The sequence below is a fragment of the Brevibacterium album DSM 18261 genome (assembly GCF_000426445.1).
GTDB classification, from domain to species: Bacteria; Actinomycetota; Actinomycetes; order Actinomycetales; family Brevibacteriaceae; genus Brevibacterium; species Brevibacterium album.
In genome coordinates this window covers 212,982-230,926 of the sequence record NZ_AUFJ01000012.1, presented here as the reverse complement: position 1 = coordinate 230,926, position 17,945 = coordinate 212,982, and the positions used below count along the sequence as shown (strand labels likewise).

Below are 17,945 nucleotides of genomic sequence, written 5' to 3'. Positions count from 1 at the left end.
ATCCTCGCAGGGGGCGCCGGGGATCCGGCCGCCGTACCGGGAGCGTACGTCCTGGAGTGCACTCGAAGGCAAGGGGCGGGAAGCGGGGACGACGCCCCTCACCTCGCCTGCGCGTACTCCATCGGGCTGCCGGCCAGGCAGTCCATCGTCGCCTGCTCCACGTCGAGGGAGACCGTCAGCAGTGTCTCCCCCTGCTCCTCCGGCGCACCGCCCGGCACCGGGCGCATGCAGATGGGAGCCCCCTCGCCGTCCGGTCCGCACAGCGCCCGGGCCAGCCCGGCGGAGCTCGACGGCACGTCCAGCCCATGGCTGCGCTCGCGCAGATGCGCATAGCGCTCCGCGGTCAGCTTCGCCGTCGCCCGGTCACCGTCCGCCAGCTCCGGGGCGAGGAAGTGGTTGGTGTGCAGCAGCACCCGGGTCCCCGGCACCGTCCCTCCCGTCCATGACCGCACCGCGCCCACGCCTTCCGGGCACAGCTCGATGCTCACCGCATCCGGCTCCCGCGTCACCACCGTGAGCACGGTGGACGCACTCACCCGGGCCGAACGTGCGATCTCCACGGCCTCGGCCACGGTGCTCGCACGGTCGAGCACCCGCCTGGCCACGGCGTGGACTGGCACACCTCCCCCATCGTGGTCGGAGTCGTGGTGCAGGATGTTGAAGTGCACGCCCAGCCCGGCATCGTTCACCCCGATCTTCGCCGGCGCCCCGAACTCCGTGAAGGTGCGCACTCCCCTGCCTGCGCCGCTCGTGTACTCGAGGACGAGCCCCTGCGGCACCAGCTCCGCGTACCAGTCCCAGGTCTGGAGCGTCCACGGCGCGGCGTTGCCCGGCGGCAGCACGACCGCGGTGGAGCACTCCCCCGGGGCCTCCCGGCCCAGCGTCGCGAGAATCTCGGTGCGCGCGGTCACCGCCATGACGCCATCGAGCGGAGCTCCGCGCCCGAGGCTGTCTCCGGGCGCACTGCCCGCCTCCTGGCCCGCGGCGGCCGAGCTGCTCCCCACGGCTTCCGCCGCCGCGTCCGCCATCGCCTCGAGCTCGGCGAACTGCTCCGGGTCCCATTCCGCGAGCGCCTCCTGACAGCCGCGGATCACCCGGTCCACCGTCGCCTCGGCGATCCCGCGGTCCCGGTACAGATCTCGGTACAGCTGTGCGCTGCGGGCGATCTCCGCACCGAAGCGCAGACCGATCTCCCGGCCCCGCACCTCGGGGGCGGGGCTGTCCGTGCGGAAGGCGACGAGATCCATGGGTGCTCCTCTGCTCGTGTGGAACGACTGCGGCCTCCTCCGCATCATCCCACGGACGTGACTCCGCGCACGGCCCGCCCCTGCCGTAGGATTCCGCCATGTCCGAGCGTCAGCCCCCGCGCCCCGAGGAGGGCAGTGCCGCCCTCGACCGGCGGATCATCGCCGCGCTCCAGATCCGGCCGCGCGCCACCTGGGCCGCCCTCGCCGATGCCCTCGGGGAGTCGGCGCGCTCCGTCTCCCGCCGCGGAACCGAGCTCCTCGCAAGCGGCACGGTCCGCGTCGTCGGAGTGCGCGGCGTCACCGGCACCGCCATCGCCCGGGTGCGCCCGGCGGTGGGCGCGACCCGCACGGTGGCCAGCGGCCTGGCCGCGCGGCCGTACACCGTGTTCTCCTACGCCACCACGGGCGCCCACTCCGTGTTCGCGGAGCTCAGGATCGACGCGGAGGTCTGTGCGGGCCTCGTGTTCGACGAGCTGCCGTCCGTCAACGGGATCGCCGACCTCCGCATCGACACCGTCACCCGCAACCACCGCTCCGTGAGCGAATGGCGGCCGGACGTGCTCACACCCGCGGAGACCGCGGCGCTGGGCGAGTCCGGAAGACCCCCGCTCCCACCGCAGACCGCACCCCATGGAGAGCTCTCGCCCAGCGACCGCGTGCTCCTGCGCCTGCTGGCCGACGACGCGCGCATATCCACGGCGGACCTCGCCGCCCACAGCCGTGTCTCCGAGAACACCGTCCGCCGCCGTCTGGCCTGGCTGGAGCAGCACAGCTACCTGCGCATCCGCGTGGTCGCGGAGCCGGAGCTGCTGGGCTTCCCCGTCGAGGCCCTCGTGGTGCTCACCGCCGCCCGCGGCGCCTCGGACCGTCTCGTCGCGGGCCTCCTCGCCCGCACGGAGACCCGCTACCTCAGCGCCCTGGGAGGCGACCGGCACCTGCTCGCCCACTTCGCATGCAGGGACCTGGCCGCGCTCCATGCGGAGCTGACCTCCGCACCGTGGACGGCGGAGGCGGAGTCGTTCGAGGTCTCGCACGTGCTCCAGGCCTTCAAGCGCAGCGGGTGGTCGCGCGCCCAGGACGCCGCGACCGCCCACCTCTACTGAGCGCCTCGGGCACGGGCAGCCGCGCCCGTGCCCGGCCCTACCTCAGCGGACGCTCACTCCCGGCCCGATCGGCAGGCCCAGGAGGTACCAGACGATGAACAGCACCGTCCACACCGCGAGCATCGTGAGCGCCAGCGGCAGGGTGAAGGAGACGACCGTGCCGATCCCCGCCGACTTCCGGTACTGCTGGACCATGCCGAGGGCCAGCACGAAGTAGGCGCTCATGGGTGTGATGGCGTTCGTGCAGGAATCGGCGATGCGGTAGACGAGCTGGGTGGTCTCCGGCGGGATGTCGAGGTACATGAACATCGGGATGAGGATGGGCGCGAGCAGGGACCACATGGCGGAGCCGCTCGTGATGATGAGGTTCATGACGGAGATGAGGGCGATCGCGAGGACGAACAGGAGCAGCGGCGGCATTCCCGCGGTCTGCAGCCAGCCCCCGCCGTTCACCGCGATCACGGTGCCGATGCCCGTCCACTTGAAGTAGGCGAGGAACTGGCTGATCGCGAAGAAGAGGACCAGCACGGGGGCGAGGGTGCGCAGGCCGCCGGCCATCGCCTCGGGCACGTCCCGCAGCGCCGTGAACTCGCCCACCATGCGCCCGTAGACCATGCCCAGCAGCACGAATCCGAGCCCGATGAACACCGCGATGTTCTTCATGACGACCGACTGGACGATCCCGCCGTCCTCCCCGCGCAGGGGCGAGGACTCCGGCACGAGGGCCAGGGCGATGACGAGGGCGTAGACGGCGAGGACCGCGAAGGAGGTCAGCAGCGCGCGGCGCTCCCGCGCGGAGATCGCCAGGTGCGCGGGCTCCCCTCCCAGCGCATCCACGTCCGCCTGCAGGTCCGCGCGCTTGGCGAGTGCGAGCTCGACCACCAGGGTGATCGTGATCGAGAGGACGATCGAGGAGGCGATCGCCCAGAAGTAGTTGCCCAGCGGAGAGACGACGTACTCGGGGTCGACGATCCTGGCGGCCTCCGTGGACAGGGCGGAGAGGATCGCGTCCGAGGGGGTGACGAGCGGCGAGGCGTTGTAGCCGGCCGAGATCGAGGTGTAGGCCACCAGCAGGCCCAGCACGGGGCTGCGCCCCACCGCGCGGAAGGCGAGCGCGGCCAGGGGCAGCAGCACGATGAACGCCGCATCGAACATGACGTGCGAGATCATGCCCGCGAAGGCCACGGAGAACGTCACCCACTTCGCCGGCAGCCTCTCGATGGTGACGCGCAGCAGCGCGGCCAGCACGCCGGAGCGCTCCGCGACGGCCACGCCGATGATCACGCTCACGATGATCGGCAGCGGCGCGAAGCCCGCGAAGTTCTCCAGCGCCGTGCCGAAGACCATCGTCAGGCCCTCGCCGGTGAGCATGGACTTCACGGCCACGGCCTCCGTCTCGCCCGGGGGCGTGACCTGCACGCCTCCGGCCGCCAGGAGCGCGCTCACGACGCCCAGGACCCCCGAGAGGATCCAGAACAGCCAGAACGAGTGCGGCAGCTTGTTGCCGATGGCCTCGATGACCTCGAGCACGCGGAAGAGCCGCCGCATCCCTCCGGAGAGGGAGCGGTCCTCGCTCGCGCGCAGGGGAGTCGTTGTCGTCATGGGTTCTCCTTCGATGGTGATGCCCCTCACATTCTGCGAGTGAGGCGCCCGCGCACCAGCGCAGACGGGCCCTCAAGGGCCGAACGGCGGGACACGGCCTCGTTCGTGGCCGAATCCCGCACCCTGCGCGCATCGCGGTCCACGGCTGTGCCGCCTGCGGGGCGCGGGCGCAATACTGACGCCGAGGCATGCACCCGCATGCGCCCGCCTCGCCGAAGGAGCCAGTCATGACCGAATTCCCCTCGCTCACCCTGACCGAGCTCTCGGCCGCGCTCCGGTCCGGGGAGATCACCGCGGGGGAGGCGCTCGATGCCCATCTGGCGCGGATCGGGGAGGTCAACGGCGCCGTGAATGCCGTCGTCACCCTCGACGAGGACGGCGCCCGGGAGCGCGCGCGGCAGGCCGATGCGCGTCTCCGCGCGGCCGCCGAGGGCAGTGCGCCCCCGGCCCCGGAGCTGTGCGGCGTGCCGATGACCCACAAGGACTCGATCGCGACCAAGGGCATCCGCACCACGCTGGGCTCCCCGCTCTTCGCGGACAGCGTCCCGGAGCGGAACGCGCTCATCGTCGACCGTCTCCAGGCCGCCGGTGTGGTCTCCTCCGGCAAGAACAACGTGCCGGAGTTCGCGGCCGGCTCACACACCTTCAATCCGCTGTTCGGCACGACCGTGAACCCCTATGACCGCAGCCGCAGCGCCGGCGGCAGCAGCGGGGGCGCGGCCGCGGCCATCGCCGCGGGCATCCAGCCGGCCGGCGACGGCTCGGACACCGGAGGCTCCCTGCGCACGCCCGGGTCCTTCTGCAACCTCGTGGGATATCGCCCCGATCAGGGCCGGATCCCGCTGTGGCCGTCGGCCAATCCCTGGGCCTGGGTCTCACGGCAGGGCTTCCTGGGCCGCCGGGTCGAGGACGTGCGCATGCTCATGCGCACCGTCACCGGCGCGCATGAGCAGAGCCCGCACCCCGCGCCCGAGGACGGCGCCTATGCCGCTCGGCGCAGGCACGATCTCAGCGGACTGCGCGTGGGCTGGACGGCGGACTTCGGCCTCGACGTGCCCGTCGAAGCGGAGGTGCTGCGCGTGCTCGAACCGCAGCTCGCCGTCCTCGAGGGGCTGGGGGCAGACGTCGTCGAGGCGACGCCGGACCTCCGCGACGCCGACGAGGTGTTCCTCACCGCCCGCGCCTACGACTTCGCGGCCTCCTACGGCGAGCTCGTGCGCGCCCGCGGCGACGAGATCAAGGAGACCATGCGGGAGAACGTGGAGCACGGCCTGCGGCTCACGGTCGACGAGCTCTTCTCCGCCGGGGCCGCCCGCGCCCGCCTGCGGGCGGCGACGACGCAGTTCTTCTCCGAGTTCGACCTCCTCCTCACCCCCGCCGTGCAGGTGCTGCCCTTCGACGCCGAGCTCGAGTTCCCCGTCTCCGTGGAGGGTGTCGCGACCCCCCACTACCTCGACTGGATGCGCGCCGCCACGCTCATCAGCGCCACCGGCCTGCCCTGCCTCTCCGTGCCCGGCGGCTTCTCCTCCTCGGGACTGCCCGTGGGCCTGCAGATGGTCTCCGGGGAGTTCGGCGACGGGCTCCTGCTCGATGCCGCCGAGGCGTTCGAGGAGGCCACGGGCTTCTGGCGGACCCGGCCTGCACTGGGGTGAGGCGTGAGCGCCCCACTCCCGCCCCACGTCGAGTGAGCGCCTACCACTTCTCCGTCGAGTGAGCGATTCCTGTCGGATTCCAAGTCTGAGACCGACAGGAACCGCTCACTCGACGGATCGGGGAAGGGGCCCCGCGTGCCACACTGGGAGCATGGCTGAGATCACTGCGGTGCGCGGCGACATCACGGAGCAGCACGTCGATGCGATCGTCAACGCCGCGAACACGGCGATGCGCGGCGGAGGCGGGGTGGACGGCGCGATCCACCGCGCAGGCGGACACGCCGTCCTCGCGGACTGCATCGCGCGCTTCCCCCACGGCCTGCCCACCGGTGAGGCAGGCTGGACGACCGCGGGCACGCTGCCGGCACGCTGGGTCATCCACACCGTCGGGCCGGACTTCACCTCCGGCCAGCGGGACCGCGACCTGCTCGTCTCCTGCTACCGCCGCGTGCTCGAGGTCGCGGACGAGCTCGGCGCACGCAGCGTGGCGTTCCCGCTCATCAGCGCCGGGGTCTACGGCTGGCCGCGGGAGGACGCGGTCGCCGCGGCGGTCGACACGCTCCGCGACATCCCGAGCAAGGTGGAGGAGGCCCGCATCGTCTCCTTCAGCGCGGACCTCCACGCGCTCGTGCAGGCCCGGCTGCAGCAGTCCCCACACACCTGAGCGAGCATCCCCCTCCCCAACACCCCTCCCCTCCCCCACGTCCCTCACGCCCCCAGCCGAGTGAGCAATTCCTGTCGGAATTCGGGTCTGAGACCGACAGGAACCGCTCACTCGGCGGGGAAGTGGGGCGCTCACACGTGGGAGGAGGGCGGGGAGGTGAGAAGTGCTCACTCCACCTTGTAGGCGTCGCGCAGGAGCATGATGTTGTCCGGCCGTGCGGGGATGCCGTGGACGTTGACGAGGCTCATCCGCATCCAGTCCGCGCCCCACAGGTAGCAGTACGGGGTGATCTCCGCGAGCTTGAGCGACACCTCCCGGTACTTCTCCATGCGCGCCTGCGGATCGCGCTCCGCCGCCGCGGCGAGCATGAGCCCGTCGAGCTCCTCGTCGGACACGAGGTTGTAGTTCGAGCTGGGAGCATCCGGCGTGGCGAGCGCGCTGTTGAACCAGCGGTTGACGTTCCCGTCCGGGTCCATCGCACCGCGCCAGCGGTAGAGCAGTGCGTCGAAGTCGTGGGCGAACGCGTTCTCCACCAGCGTGGGCTGGTCCGTGGGGCGGATCCGCGCGTCGATCCCCACCGTCCGCCACTGCGCCTCGATCGCCTGAGCCGTCCGGGTGTTCTCCGGGTTCGCGCTGATCTGCAGGTCGAAGCTCAGACCTCCCAGCTCGTCGACGAGGGACCGCGCGCCCTCCTGGTCGAACCTCGGGTACCCCTCCACCTGCCCCATGTCCCAGGCGCTGCCGGTGGGGAACGGCGATTCCTGGCCGGTCAGCCGCGTCCCGCCGTAGAAGACCTCGTCCATGAGCTCCGTGTCGAGGGCCATGCAGGCCGCACGCCGCGCATCGGAGTCGGCCAGCGGCCTCCCCTCGGCGGTGTTGAACATGACGAAGCTCGAGCCCACGGCCCCCTGCGGATCCAGCCGGATCGAGGGGTCCAGCTCCGCATCGCTCACCCAGCTGTGCGCCACGTTGTCCGCGACGTCGATGGAGGTCGAAGCCAGGCTGGAGTAGCGCGAGTCGGTGTCCGCGATGACGCGGAACTCCACACCGTCCAGATAGGGCCGCTCCGGATCCCGGTACCCCTCCCATGCCTCCATCCTCACGGAGCTGTCAGCGACCTCGCTCACCAGCTGGAACGGGCCGGTGCCGACGGGGTTCGCGCCCAGGTCGCCGCCCGAGGCCTCGATCGCCGCCGGCGAGGCCATCATGCCCGGCGCCGAGGCCAGCACCGCCGTGGGGAAGCCGGCGTGCGGCCGGTTCAGCAGAAACTCGACGGTGTGCGGATCCTTCGCCCGGACGTCCTCGAGCATCCCCATCTCGCCCAGGCAGGAGCAGCCGTTGGCCGGGTCCCGCATGCGGTCCACGTTCGTCACGACGGCGTCCGCATCGAAGGGCTCGCCGTCCTGGAACTCGACGTCCTCCCGCAGTGCGACGGTGTAGGTGAGCCCGTCCTCGCTCACCTCATAGCCCGTCGCCAGATTGGGGACGACCTCGCCCTCGGCGGTGAGGTCGAACAGCTGCTCGTACATCGTCAGCAGCACGCTGTAGCTCACGTACGTGGTCGCCCGCAGCGGGTCGAGCGACACCCAGCTGGCCTCGACACCCACCGTCAGCGTGCCGCCGGACTGCGGTTGGGGATCGGGATCGTCCGGCACCGCGGCCGCGCCGCAGCCGGCGAGCACGAGCGCCGTCGCCGCGGCGAGGATCCCCCGCAGACCGCGCCCGAGGCCGCCTCGGCACCCGGCCCCGGATCCCCTCACTTTCCGATTCTCACGCATTCCCCACCTCGGCTTCAGCCGCGTCCGCCTCGGCGGCGCTCGGCCCGGGCTGCGGGTCGAAGAAGCCGAAGAACTCGACCACATCGGCCGCCTCGCCCCGCACCCTCACGGCACCCTTGGCGATCGCATCCGCCCAGCTCAGCCCCCCGGTGAGCAGCAGCGCCCAGGTGTGCGCGTCCAGTTCGAGCTCCGCGTCCGGGGCATAGGGGTGGCGGTCGACGTCCGCGACGTACTCGCACACCGAACGCCGCAGGTGCAGGCCCGCGCGGGTGTCCCGATCCGTGAGCGTGAGGGCGAGGAAGCGCTCCGTCTCCCCGCTCCTCTCCGGATCGAGCCGCACTCGCAGGTGGTCGATGTGCATGCGCGGCGGGGCCCGCAGCACATCCGCGACCGTCCAGGGCTCGGACGGCGGGATGACCGCCGTGCCCTCGAGCTGCCGGGCGTGCGTGAGATAGAAGTGACGGGCGATCGTCCCGCCCGCCCGCTGCGCGAGCGCACGCAGCGTCGCGGCCTTGAGCTCGCGGTGCGCGCGACTGCCCGGGTCCGCGTCCAGCAGGTGGCCGGCGAGGGCCGCCGCCCACGAGGCCTCGCCGCGCTCCAGCGCCTCGGCCACCGCCTCGCGCACCCGTGCCGGTCCGCCGAAGCCCTCCACGATCCGCGTACCCGCCAGTTCCCGCGGCGGCGGGTTGATGTGCTCGGGGCGGCCGTCGTACCAGCCCAGCACGCGCTCGTAGACGTAGGGCGGCTGGTACTGGGTCTCCCCGTAGCCGTCGCGGTTGTGCGCCTGGGAGGCGAGGTGCTCCGGCAGGCGCACGAAGGAGCGCAGCTCGTCCGGTCCCAGACCGTGCAGGATGCCCCGGATCGACTGGTCGTAGGTATGCGCGATCGCGTCCGCGTATCCCTCCAGCGTCTCCCTGACGCACTCCCGCCCGCTCACCGGTCGCGCATGCGTGCTGATGAGGTGCTCCGGCTGCAGGTCCCGCAGCTGCAGGACGCCGTCGCGCCACGAGCGCGGATCGCGGAACCCGGTGCCGCGCAGGGAGTAGAAGTTCGGGATGGTGGGCCAGAGGAAGTTGTTGAGCGCCACGCCGAGATCCGGCAGCCACACCGTGAGTGTGTCGTCCGAGTCCGTCCAGTGCTCCGTCAGGAACTGCATCCGGACGCCTGCGACGGTCATCTCCCGCCCGTCCTCGACGGGCACGCTCACCGGCACCGTCCCCGCCGGCGTCGCCGAGGGGTAGGTGGCCCCCACGGGTGCGTCCGGTCCCGTCTCCGGGAGGAAGGAGGCGAACTGGAAGCGGAAGCGCAGCGCGAGCGCCGGGGCCGCCTCGGGGAAGTCCATCGCGTCCCCGCCGCGCGCGAGGTTCCCGTTGACTCGGGGATGCCCGATGACGGGCACCTCGGCGGAGTCCCCGAGGAAGGCCTGAGTCCCGTGCGCGTAGTGGTTGTGGCTGTAGATCACGCAGGCGACGGGCTTGTCGGTGACGGAGCGCAGCGCTGCAAGGGCGCGCCGGCCGTCGGCGAGGTCCACGCCCGTGTCGTAGACGATCACCCCGTCCTCGCCCTCGATGAAGGTGCGGTTGACGATCGAACCGCCCACGTAGGTGTGCACGCCCGGGGCGACGGTGATGATCCTGGGCCCGCCGGGGCTGCGCGCCTCGGGTCTGTCCGGGCTGCGCGTTTCGGGACCGCCCGCACTCCGCCGGTCGCGAATCAGCTCCGCCGCCGCGACCGCGCCGTTCGCGGCCGTCCGCGTGGCCGGCGCAGGACCGCAGTACCTGTCTGTGCTCTCACTCATCGGTTCTCCTCCGCGCCTGTGGGTTCCGCTCTCTGCGCATCCAGCGCCGCCTGCGAGTGGCAGGCGGCGTAATGCCCCGGGGCCACCTCGTGCATGGGCGGATGCTCACCCGCGCACTCCGGTGCCGCGTACACGCAGTCGGCACCCAGCGGCTCACCGGCCTCCCGCACGAGCAGTTCGCGCAGGGCGGCCGCTGCGGTTCCGCGCACGCGTTCCTGAGGCCCGCCGCCGAGGCCGCTCCCCGCCTCCCCCGCCGCTCCGTGCGCGGCGGGGTCGGGATGCGCTCCGCCCCCGCCCTCGGCAGGGGATGGAGCCGGGTGCGAACCGGCCCCGCCGGCCGGGTCTGAGCGCGATCCGGCCCGGCCCTCGGGACCCGCACCACCGAACTCGGGCCTATCCCTCACCACCCGCGGCACGGCCTCCAGCAGCGCACGCGTGTACGGGTGCGCGGGAGCGGAGCAGACGGCCTCGGCGGGCCCCAGCTCCACGAGGCGGCCGCGGAACATCACACCCACGCGATCGCTGATGCGGCGCACCACCGCGAGGTCGTGGGCGATGAAGAGGTACGTGAGCCCCAGTTCGCGCCCCAGCCGGGCGAAGAGCTCGAGCACCTGCGCCTGGATCGTCACATCGAGGCTGGAGACGGACTCGTCGCAGATGAGGAGTTTGGGGTCGAGGGCGAGCGCCCGGGCGATGCCCACGCGCTGCGCCTGGCCGCCGGACATCTGCCGGGGCGTGCGCTGTGCGAAGGTCGCCGGATCGAGTCCCACGAGGCTCAGGAGCTCCTCGACCCTCCGCGCGCGTTCGCGGGCCGTGCCCACCCCGTTCACCCGGAGGGGCTCGGCGATGATGTCGCGCACCTTCCAGCCGGGGTTGAGCGAGGAGAAGGGATCCTGGAACACCATCTGCATGTCCGTGCGCACCTGGCGCAGCCGCTCGCGCGAGAGCTCCGTGAGGTCGGTCCCTTCGAACACGACCGAGCCCCCGGTGGGCGCCGGCGCCCGGAGGATCGCCCGCGCGGTGGTGGACTTGCCGCTGCCGGACTCGCCCACGATGCTCAGCGTCTCCCCGCGTCGCACGTCGAAGGACACGCCGTCGAGTGCCCGCACCGTGCCTCCCGCGGGGCCGCTGAGCCGGAACTCCTGCTCGAGCCCGCGGACGGAGAGGAGGACGTCAGGGGCGGCGTCGTTCCCGGTGGGCGAGGCGGTGCCCGAGGCGCCGTACGGCTGTCGGGCCCCTCCCGCCTCGGCGGCAGCCGCCGCACCGGCGGCGTCCGGGCGCGGTGCGTCCATGTCCAGCACGGAGTCGAGCAGTCCGCGGGTGTAGGCCTCCTGCGGGTCCGAGAGCACGCGCGCGGCCGGACCGCTCTCCACGACCCGGCCCGCGTGCATGACGTAGAGCGTGTCCGCGTAGTTCGAGGCGAGCGCGATGTCGTGCGTGATGAGCATGAGCGCCATGCCGAACTCGTCCTGGAGGTCCCGCACGAGGTCGAGGATCTGCTTCTGCGTCGTGACGTCGAGGGCCGTGGTGGGCTCGTCCGCGATGAGCAGGCCCGGGCCGCAGCTGAGCGCGAGCGCGATCATCACGCGCTGCCGCATGCCCCCGGAGAGCTGGTGCGGGTACTCGTCGACGCGGCGGGCGGGGTCAGTGAGCCTGACGGCGTCGAGCAGCTCGACGGCCCTGCGGTGGAGCGCCTCGCCCTCGAGGTCCGTGTGCAGGCGCAGCGCCTCCTCGATCTGCTTCCCGACCTTCATCGTCGGGTTGAGCGAGCGCATGGGGTCCTGGAAGACCATCGAGATGCGGGAGCCGCGCACGCTGCGCCACTCCTCCTCGCGCAGGCCCACGAGGCTGCGGCCGTCGAAGGTGATGGCACCGGCCGCGACCCGTCCCGGCGGCGTCGAGAGCCCTAGGACGGTGCGGGCGGTGACGGACTTGCCGGAGCCGGACTCGCCGACCACTGCGACCGTCTCGCGCGGGCGGACCGTGAGCGAGACGGAGTCCACCGCGGTGACGGAGCCGCGCGGCCCGTCGAAGACGACGCGGAGATCCTCGACCCGCAGCAGCGGCTCGTCCGGATGCGGGACCGGGCGGGCCTCGGCGGCGCGGGCCCCGACGGCGGGCCGAGCCGCTGCGGACCCGGCCTCGGGTGACCGGGGGCCGACAGGCCCGCCGGAAGCGTGCAGAGCGCTCATCGGGTGCTCCCTTCGCTGTCCATGCGCTGGCGGATGCCGTCTGCCAGCAGGTTGAGCGAGACGACTGTGAGGAAGAGGAAGAAGCCGGGCACCAGCACCAGCTGCGGGGCGGAGGCGAGATCCGTCTTGCCGTCGGCCATCATGCTTCCCCAGCTGGGCGTGGGAGGTTCGATGCCGAGGCCCAGGAAGCTCAGCGAGGCCTCGGTGATGATCGCGATGCCGCAGATCGTGAGGCCGTAGGTGAGCAGCGAACCGAGCACGCGGGGCACCACGTGGCGGGCCAGGATGTGCCCGGCGCGCGCTCCTGCCAGGCGCGCGGCGAGGATGAAGTCCCGCTCCCGCACGGCGAGGGCCCCGGCCCGGGCGATCCGCGCATAGGAGGGGATCGAGTAGAAGGCGATCGCGATGATGAGGTTGGGGATGCTGGGCCCCAGGTAGGTCGCCACGACGAGGGCGAGGATGAGCGAGGGGAAGGCGAGGAAGATGTCGAGCACCCGCATGAGGACGGCGTCGATCGCCCCGCCCAGGTAACCGGCGACCACACCCAGGCCGCCGCCCACCACGAGCCCCACGAGCACCGAGCCCAGGCCGATGAGGATCGACACCTGCCCGCCGGAGAGCGAGCGGGCGAGCAGATCGCGGCCCAGCGCATCCGTGCCGAGGAGGTGGCCGGCGGCGAACAGGCCCATGCGCGGCTCGCCGTCGCCTCCGTTGAACACCCCGAGGTTCGGATCCGCGATGAACGGCAGCACGGGCGCCGTCAGGCACAGCAGCACGAGGAGGGACAGGAGGACGGCCGGGATCGCGATCTCCAGGGTGGAGCCGCGGAGCTTCCGCGGCCCCGCCGCCGAGGCCGCGACGGGAGGCAGTCCGGCCTCGGCGGCTGCGGTGCCGTCCTGTGCCCCGGCGGCACCGCCCTTCGCGGTGGGGTCAGCTGGCTGTGCGCGCATGGCGGATCCTCGGGTCGAGCGCCGCGTACAGGACGTCCACGGCGAAGTTGATGAGCACGAACGCGACGGCGATGACGACGACGGCGCCCTGGACGACCATGAAGTCGCGCTGGTAGATCGCGTCGACGATGAGCTTGCCGAGGCCGGGCACGGCGAACAGGGTCTCGACGATCACGGCGCCGCCCAGCAGCGCGCCCATGTTGATGCCCACCACGGTGATGAGCGGGAACACGGAGTTCCGCAGGACGTGGCGCCACGTGATCGCGCTCTTCGGCACGCCCTTGGCCCGCGCCGTGGTCACGTACTCCTCCTGGGTGAGCTGCGTGACGAGGTCTGCCCGCAGGACGCGGAAGTACATGGCGTAGAGCGCGAAGGCCAGGGTGAAGGCCGGCAGGAGCGCGGAGCGGGCGTTGAGGAAGGGGTTCTCCGTGAGCGGGATCCAGCCGGTGGCCGGCAGGCCGAAGGGCACCGCGACGATGAGGACGAGGATCATGCCGACGAGGAACGGAGGGCTCGCGACTCCCGCGAAGGCGGTCAGCCCCAGCAGGCGGTCCAGTCCGGAGCCTGCGCGGCCGGCGGCGAGGACGGCCACCGGAACGGCGACGAGCAGGGCGATGACCTGGGCCAGCACCATGATCTGCACCGAGGCGGGCAGACGCTGGAGCAGCAGGGCCGACACGGGCTCACCCGAACTCGCGGACATCCCCAGATCCCCGCCGAGAGCCGCGACCAGCCAGTGCCAGTAGCGCAGCAGCAGCGGCTGGTCGAGGCCCAGCTGCGCGCTCAGCGCGGCCACGGCCTCCGGTGTGGCGCCCTCGCCCAGAATCGCCTGGGCAGGATCGCCCGGCAGCAGGTTGAGGAGCATGAAGGTGAGGAAGCTGACCCCCAGCAGGACGGGGATCAGCTGGAGCAGGCGTCTGCCCAGCATTCGACCCATGCGGTACTCCTTCGTATCGCGTCAGGCGCGGACCGGTGCGAGCGGCGGACCGCAGCGGACTGCGGCCGGCTCCGATGGGCCGCCGTCGGCCGCAGAGGACTGCAGCCGGCTGCGGCGGTCGCACCAGTCGCACCGGCGTGTGATGTCTGCAGGCTAGCCCTGAGTTGATGGACCGTCAATGAAAATTATCGTTCCGTCAATTCCTGGCACAGCTCTGCGGCGGCGCGGAACGGCTGTCAGCGCAGGTCAGAGGGTCAGGAGCGGGAGGCACCCCGCGGGCAGGATCGAGCGCAGGCCCGGGACGGGAGTCTCACGGGAGGCCGTGCGGAACAGCGGATCGGCGGACCAGCGGATCAGCGGACCAGCGGTCAGCAGGGAGTCAGCGGGTCAGCGCCGATTCCGCCCCGGGCGCTCGGCGCGATCCTCACCGCCGGCCTCTGGGCCGTCCTGACCGTCTCCGGTATGCGCCTCGCCGCCGGGCACCGTCACGAGGCGTTCGAGCAGGGCCTCCATCCGAGCGTCGAGGTCGCGGACGCCCATCCCGAACTCCGAGGCCAGCGACTTCCGGGAGACGACGTAGCCCATGAGCATGGACTGGACCATCGCGTGCAGAGCGATGGGATCGAGGTCGGCGGGGACGTTCCCCACCGCCTGGTCGTATTCGAGGTCGCGCTGCGTCTGCTCGCGCCGGGGCATGAGCCGGACCTTCATCCGGCCGTCGAGCAGGAGCAGCATGACCAGCCGCAGCTGCTCGGCATTCCGGATGGTCTGCCTGAACAGCCTGTCGATGCGGTTGGCGAAGCCCAGGCTCTCGCCCGGCTGCCAGTACGAGGCGGAGCGGCGCTCGCTGTTCCGGCGCAGGGCCGAGCGCAGCAGCTCGCCGCGCGAACCGAAGTAGTGGTAGACGAGGCCGCGGTTGATGCCCGCGAGGTCCGCGACCTCGCGGAGATTCAGCCCCGCGAGCACTCCGTCCTGCTTGAGCAGCTGCAGCGCGGCCTGTTCGAGCTTGCGGTCGGCGCTGTCGTCCTTGGCCGTGCCGGCACTCCCCGCGCCGGGCTTCGCGCGACCGGACCTGCGGCCCTGGGCCGCACCCTTCGCGGTGCCGCCCTCAACAGGGTCCTCGCTGCTCCGTGACATGGCTGGACGGTACCACTGCGCTGCCACTGCGCTGCCGGCAGGTGCGCAGCAGCGCCGGGTCCCGACCGCACACGTATGCGGAAACTGCGCCTGCACGGCGTTCTGCCCGTAGGAACTGCATACGCACAGAATCGAGAGCCACCTGCGTATGTGGGAAACGCGTCCGCGCCGGCAGTTCAGCGCAGAAACTGCATACGTCCGACGGACTGCCGGGCATCGCGCCCGCACCGCGCGCAGGTGCGCAGCAACCTCAGCCGGGCAGCGCCCCGGTCCGGGCGCGGGCCTCGGCGAGGACCTCCTCGGTGTGCTGGCCGAGGGCGGGCACCGTGCCGCCGTCGCCGTCGCGCACGCGATGCGTCGTGGTGAACGGCAGTCCCGGCATCCGGTACTCCGCGCCGTCGGAATCCCGGCATTCGAGGAACACCCCGCCCGCGCGCACGTCCCCGGCGGCGAGCACCTGCGCGTAGTCGCGGATCGCGCCGGAGACGATCCCCAGCGCGCTCAGCTCCGCCACGACGGCCTCGGAGGTCCGGGCGGCGAAGTAGGGGGCGAGCGCGGACAGCAGCGCGGGCCGGTGGGCCACGCGGGAGGGATTGTCCGCGAAGCGCGGATCCTCGAGCAGCTCCGGCACTCCCGCATGCCGGCAGAGTGCGGCGAACTTCTCGTCCGTGTAGGCGGAGACGACGACGGCGCCGTCGGAGGTGGCGAAGTGGTCGGCACCGGGGGCGGCCCCGGGCTGGCCGTTGCCGCGCCGGGTGGGCATCTCCCCCGTGAGTGCGTACTCGCCCCAGTTCACGCGCTGCAGGTCCACGGCGGTGTCGAGCAGGGAGACGGTGATCTCGTCGCCGGCGCCGGTGCGCTCGCGGTGGAAGAGCGCGGCGAGGATGCCCTGGACGAGCGCGCCGGCGGAGACGTGGTCCACGATGGGCGCCCCCACGCGCTGGGGCTCTCGTCCTGCCTCACCGGTGACGGACATGAGGCCGGACTCGGCCTGCGCGGCGATGTCGAGGCCGGGGCGAGCGCGCGAGGGTCCCTCCGTCCCGAAGCCCGTGACCGCGGCGATGATGACGCTGCCGTTGACCGCACGCAGGGCGGCCGCGCCGAGGCCCAGACGGTCCATGACCCCGGGGCGCATGTTGTGGATGACGACATCGGCACCGGCCACGAGGTCCAGCGCCGCCTCGCGCTGCTCATGCTCGCGGAGGTCGAGGACCACCGAGCGCTTGCGCCGGTTGTAGCCGCGGATGATGGCCGCGCCGTAGCTTCCCACGCCTCGTGCCTGGTCCCCCGTAGGCGTCTCCACCTTGATGACGTCCGCGCCCAGATCCGCGAGGGTCTGCCCCGCGCCCGGCGCGGCGATGAAGTGGCCGAAGTCCACGACGCGCACGCCCCCGAGCGGTCCCGCGGCCGCGGTCCCCTGTCTGCTGACACCGTCCTCTGTGGGCATCCTGTCTCCTCACGTTCCGTGACTGCGCTGTCCGGTTCACCGTACGGAGGCCGTCCCGGCGCTACCATCGACCCGGATCACAAGGACGTGGAGGGGGATCTGTGACGGATCACAGACACAGGGATGCGAGGCCCGAGGGTCGCGGCGCGGTGAGGATGACCGGCGGTGCGGCTGACGCCGAGGAGCGAGCCGGGACCGTCGATCCGGCCGGGAGCGCTGCCGCGGACGGGAGCGCTGCCGCGGACCGCGCCATGGATTCCGCGGCAGAGCGGCTGCGGCGGGAGGTGCCGGCGCTCGCGCGGGAGACCATCGCGAAGTATGTCTCCGGCGCGGAGCGGTACGCGGAGTCCGGCGTCCCCGACCACCTGCGGCGGGAGAGCGCGCACACGGTGCGGACGATCATGCGCGCATGCGTCACCAGCCTCGCCGGGGAGGAGCCGCCCGTCGAAGCCGCGATCAGGGAGGCCGCAGCGCGCAGCGTCGACCGGGTCGCCGACGATCTGACCCTCGACGAGTACATGCGGTGCTGGCAGGTCGCGTTCGAGGTGCTCGCCGAGGCAGCCGTCCGGGAGCTCGCCGATCCCGCCCTCGCACTCACCGGGCTCGCGCGCATGCGAACGGCCTTCGACGTCATGGTCCGGAAGGTCGCGGACTCCTATTCCGTGACCGCGCGCGACGCGGCGGCAGCGGCCTCGCGCCACGACGCGGAGGCCATCGACGCACTGTGGGAGGGCAGGAGCTGGCCGTTCGGCGCCTCCGCGACCCCACCCTCGGCACCCCTTGCCGTGGTCCTGCACCTGGGGCCGGCGCCGGGCGAGGACGCCGCGGCCCACCGGGACCGGTCCAATGCCCGGCACCGCAAGGTCCGGCAGGTGCGCGCCCATCTGCGCCGCGAGTTCCCGGACATCTGGCTCATGGACGTCCAGGAGCGGACGGGCAGGATCCTGTCGTGGTCGCAGACCACCGGCCTCGGCGACGCCGCAGCCGTCACACGCTCGCTCACCGCCCTCGCCGAGGCCGCGGGGGTGGAGGTGACTGCGGCGTGTGAGCCGGCAGCCGGCCTCGGGGACATCCCGCGCGCCGCCCGCGTGGCCCGCGAGGCGCTGGAGACCGGACTGCGCCTGGGCTCGTCCGAGCGGCACTTCCGCATGGCCGACATCGCCCTCGACCACCACCTCGGGCATGAGAGCGCGGCGCTCCCGCACCTCCTGGAGGCGAGCAGACCGGCTCTGGAGCGCGCGGATCTGCGGGAGACGGTGGGCCGCTTCATCGACTGCGACCGGGACCGGCGGGCGACGGCGCAGGCGCTGGGCGTGCACCCGAACACCGTCGACAACCGGCTCGCACGGGTGCGGGAGCTGACGGGCCTCGATGTGCACAGCACTCGCGATCTGCTCGTGCTGGCGATCGGGGTGCTCGCCTGACAGGTGCTCGCGGC

13 protein-coding genes are annotated in these 17,945 nt (G+C 72.3%); 4 read left to right on the top strand and 9 right to left on the bottom strand.

Features of this window, described 5'->3' with window-relative positions:
• Window positions 1–98: 98 nt before the first annotated feature.
• The gene (locus tag K318_RS0109925; protein WP_029089377.1) at window positions 99–1,247 is read right to left on the bottom strand and encodes a C45 family autoproteolytic acyltransferase/hydrolase; all 1,149 of its coding nucleotides are present in this window, start codon (window positions 1,245–1,247) and stop codon (window positions 99–101) included.
• A 98-nt stretch (window positions 1,248–1,345) separates the two neighbouring features.
• On the opposite strand from K318_RS0109925, the gene K318_RS20860 reads away from it, so the two are divergent.
• Window positions 1,346–2,350: an AsnC family transcriptional regulator gene (locus K318_RS20860; protein ID WP_051297806.1), complete on the top strand. Its 1,005-nt coding sequence runs from the start codon at window positions 1,346–1,348 to the stop codon at window positions 2,348–2,350.
• 42 nt (window positions 2,351–2,392) lie between these two features.
• Here K318_RS20860 and K318_RS0109915 read toward each other — a convergent pair whose 3' ends face one another.
• Entirely contained in the window at window positions 2,393–3,952 is a 1,560-nt protein-coding gene (locus K318_RS0109915; protein ID WP_029089376.1) for an AbgT family transporter, read from the bottom strand.
• A 227-nt stretch (window positions 3,953–4,179) separates the two neighbouring features.
• Between K318_RS0109915 and K318_RS0109910 the strand changes: the two genes are divergently transcribed.
• Together K318_RS0109910 and K318_RS0109905 are read left to right on the top strand one after the other, a co-directional pair.
• Complete coding sequence (locus tag K318_RS0109910) at window positions 4,180–5,604, top strand: amidase (RefSeq protein WP_029089375.1); 1,425 nt, start codon at window positions 4,180–4,182, stop codon at window positions 5,602–5,604.
• 151 nt (window positions 5,605–5,755) lie between these two features.
• Window positions 5,756–6,268 (top strand): O-acetyl-ADP-ribose deacetylase, encoded by a 513-nt coding sequence (locus K318_RS0109905; RefSeq protein WP_029089374.1) that lies wholly within the window; start codon window positions 5,756–5,758, stop codon window positions 6,266–6,268.
• Between the two features lie 167 nt (window positions 6,269–6,435).
• Here K318_RS0109905 and K318_RS0109900 read toward each other — a convergent pair whose 3' ends face one another.
• From K318_RS0109900 to K318_RS20845, 7 genes are all read right to left on the bottom strand, one after another.
• Window positions 6,436–8,028 carry an ABC transporter substrate-binding protein gene (locus K318_RS0109900; RefSeq protein WP_035281359.1) on the bottom strand — a complete coding sequence of 531 codons (1,593 nt, stop codon included), beginning with the start codon at window positions 8,026–8,028 and terminating at the stop codon, window positions 6,436–6,438.
• Between the two features lie 10 nt (window positions 8,029–8,038).
• The gene (locus K318_RS20855) at window positions 8,039–9,844 is read right to left on the bottom strand and encodes an alkyl sulfatase dimerization domain-containing protein (protein WP_051297805.1); all 1,806 of its coding nucleotides are present in this window, start codon (window positions 9,842–9,844) and stop codon (window positions 8,039–8,041) included.
• A complete protein-coding gene (locus K318_RS20850; RefSeq protein WP_084499974.1) occupies window positions 9,841–12,036 on the bottom strand; it encodes an ABC transporter ATP-binding protein in 2,196 nt (731 codons plus the stop codon). Before K318_RS20850 ends, K318_RS20855 begins: the two co-directional genes overlap by 4 nt.
• Window positions 12,033–12,986, bottom strand: coding sequence for an ABC transporter permease (locus tag K318_RS0109885; protein WP_051297804.1), 954 nt, complete (start codon window positions 12,984–12,986; stop codon window positions 12,033–12,035). Before K318_RS0109885 ends, K318_RS20850 begins: the two co-directional genes overlap by 4 nt.
• Window positions 12,967–13,923, bottom strand: coding sequence for an ABC transporter permease (locus K318_RS0109880; protein ID WP_029089371.1), 957 nt, complete (start codon window positions 13,921–13,923; stop codon window positions 12,967–12,969). The genes K318_RS0109885 and K318_RS0109880 overlap by 20 nt, the downstream gene beginning before the upstream one ends.
• 387 nt (window positions 13,924–14,310) lie before the next feature.
• Window positions 14,311–15,060 carry a TetR/AcrR family transcriptional regulator gene (locus tag K318_RS0109875; RefSeq protein WP_029089370.1) on the bottom strand — a complete coding sequence of 250 codons (750 nt, stop codon included), beginning with the start codon at window positions 15,058–15,060 and terminating at the stop codon, window positions 14,311–14,313.
• 250 nt (window positions 15,061–15,310) lie between these two features.
• The gene (locus K318_RS20845) at window positions 15,311–16,507 is read right to left on the bottom strand and encodes a CaiB/BaiF CoA transferase family protein (RefSeq protein ID WP_051297803.1); all 1,197 of its coding nucleotides are present in this window, start codon (window positions 16,505–16,507) and stop codon (window positions 15,311–15,313) included.
• 101 nt (window positions 16,508–16,608) lie between these two features.
• On the opposite strand from K318_RS20845, the gene K318_RS20840 reads away from it, so the two are divergent.
• Window positions 16,609–17,931, top strand: coding sequence for a PucR family transcriptional regulator (locus tag K318_RS20840; protein ID WP_156913909.1), 1,323 nt, complete (start codon window positions 16,609–16,611; stop codon window positions 17,929–17,931).
• Window positions 17,932–17,945: the final 14 nt, after the last annotated feature.

Excerpts from the sequence above, each read along its gene's own strand:
- K318_RS0109915 (WP_029089376.1), bottom strand. The coding sequence starts at position 3,952 with ATGACGACAACGACTCCCCTGCGCGCGAGCGAGGACCGCTCCCTCTCC.
- K318_RS20845 (WP_051297803.1), bottom strand. The coding sequence starts at position 16,507 with ATGCCCACAGAGGACGGTGTCAGCAGACAGGGGACCGCGGCCGCGGGA.
- K318_RS0109905 (WP_029089374.1), top strand. The coding sequence starts at position 5,756 with ATGGCTGAGATCACTGCGGTGCGCGGCGACATCACGGAGCAGCACGTC.
- K318_RS20850 (WP_084499974.1), bottom strand. The coding sequence starts at position 12,036 with ATGAGCGCTCTGCACGCTTCCGGCGGGCCTGTCGGCCCCCGGTCACCC.
- K318_RS20855 (WP_051297805.1), bottom strand. The coding sequence starts at position 9,844 with ATGAGTGAGAGCACAGACAGGTACTGCGGTCCTGCGCCGGCCACGCGG.
- K318_RS20860 (WP_051297806.1), top strand. The coding sequence starts at position 1,346 with ATGTCCGAGCGTCAGCCCCCGCGCCCCGAGGAGGGCAGTGCCGCCCTC.
- K318_RS0109910 (WP_029089375.1), top strand. The coding sequence starts at position 4,180 with ATGACCGAATTCCCCTCGCTCACCCTGACCGAGCTCTCGGCCGCGCTC.
- K318_RS0109875 (WP_029089370.1), bottom strand. The coding sequence starts at position 15,060 with ATGTCACGGAGCAGCGAGGACCCTGTTGAGGGCGGCACCGCGAAGGGT.
- K318_RS0109885 (WP_051297804.1), bottom strand. The coding sequence starts at position 12,986 with ATGCGCGCACAGCCAGCTGACCCCACCGCGAAGGGCGGTGCCGCCGGG.
- K318_RS0109880 (WP_029089371.1), bottom strand. The coding sequence starts at position 13,923 with ATGGGTCGAATGCTGGGCAGACGCCTGCTCCAGCTGATCCCCGTCCTG.
- K318_RS0109925 (WP_029089377.1), bottom strand. The coding sequence starts at position 1,247 with ATGGATCTCGTCGCCTTCCGCACGGACAGCCCCGCCCCCGAGGTGCGG.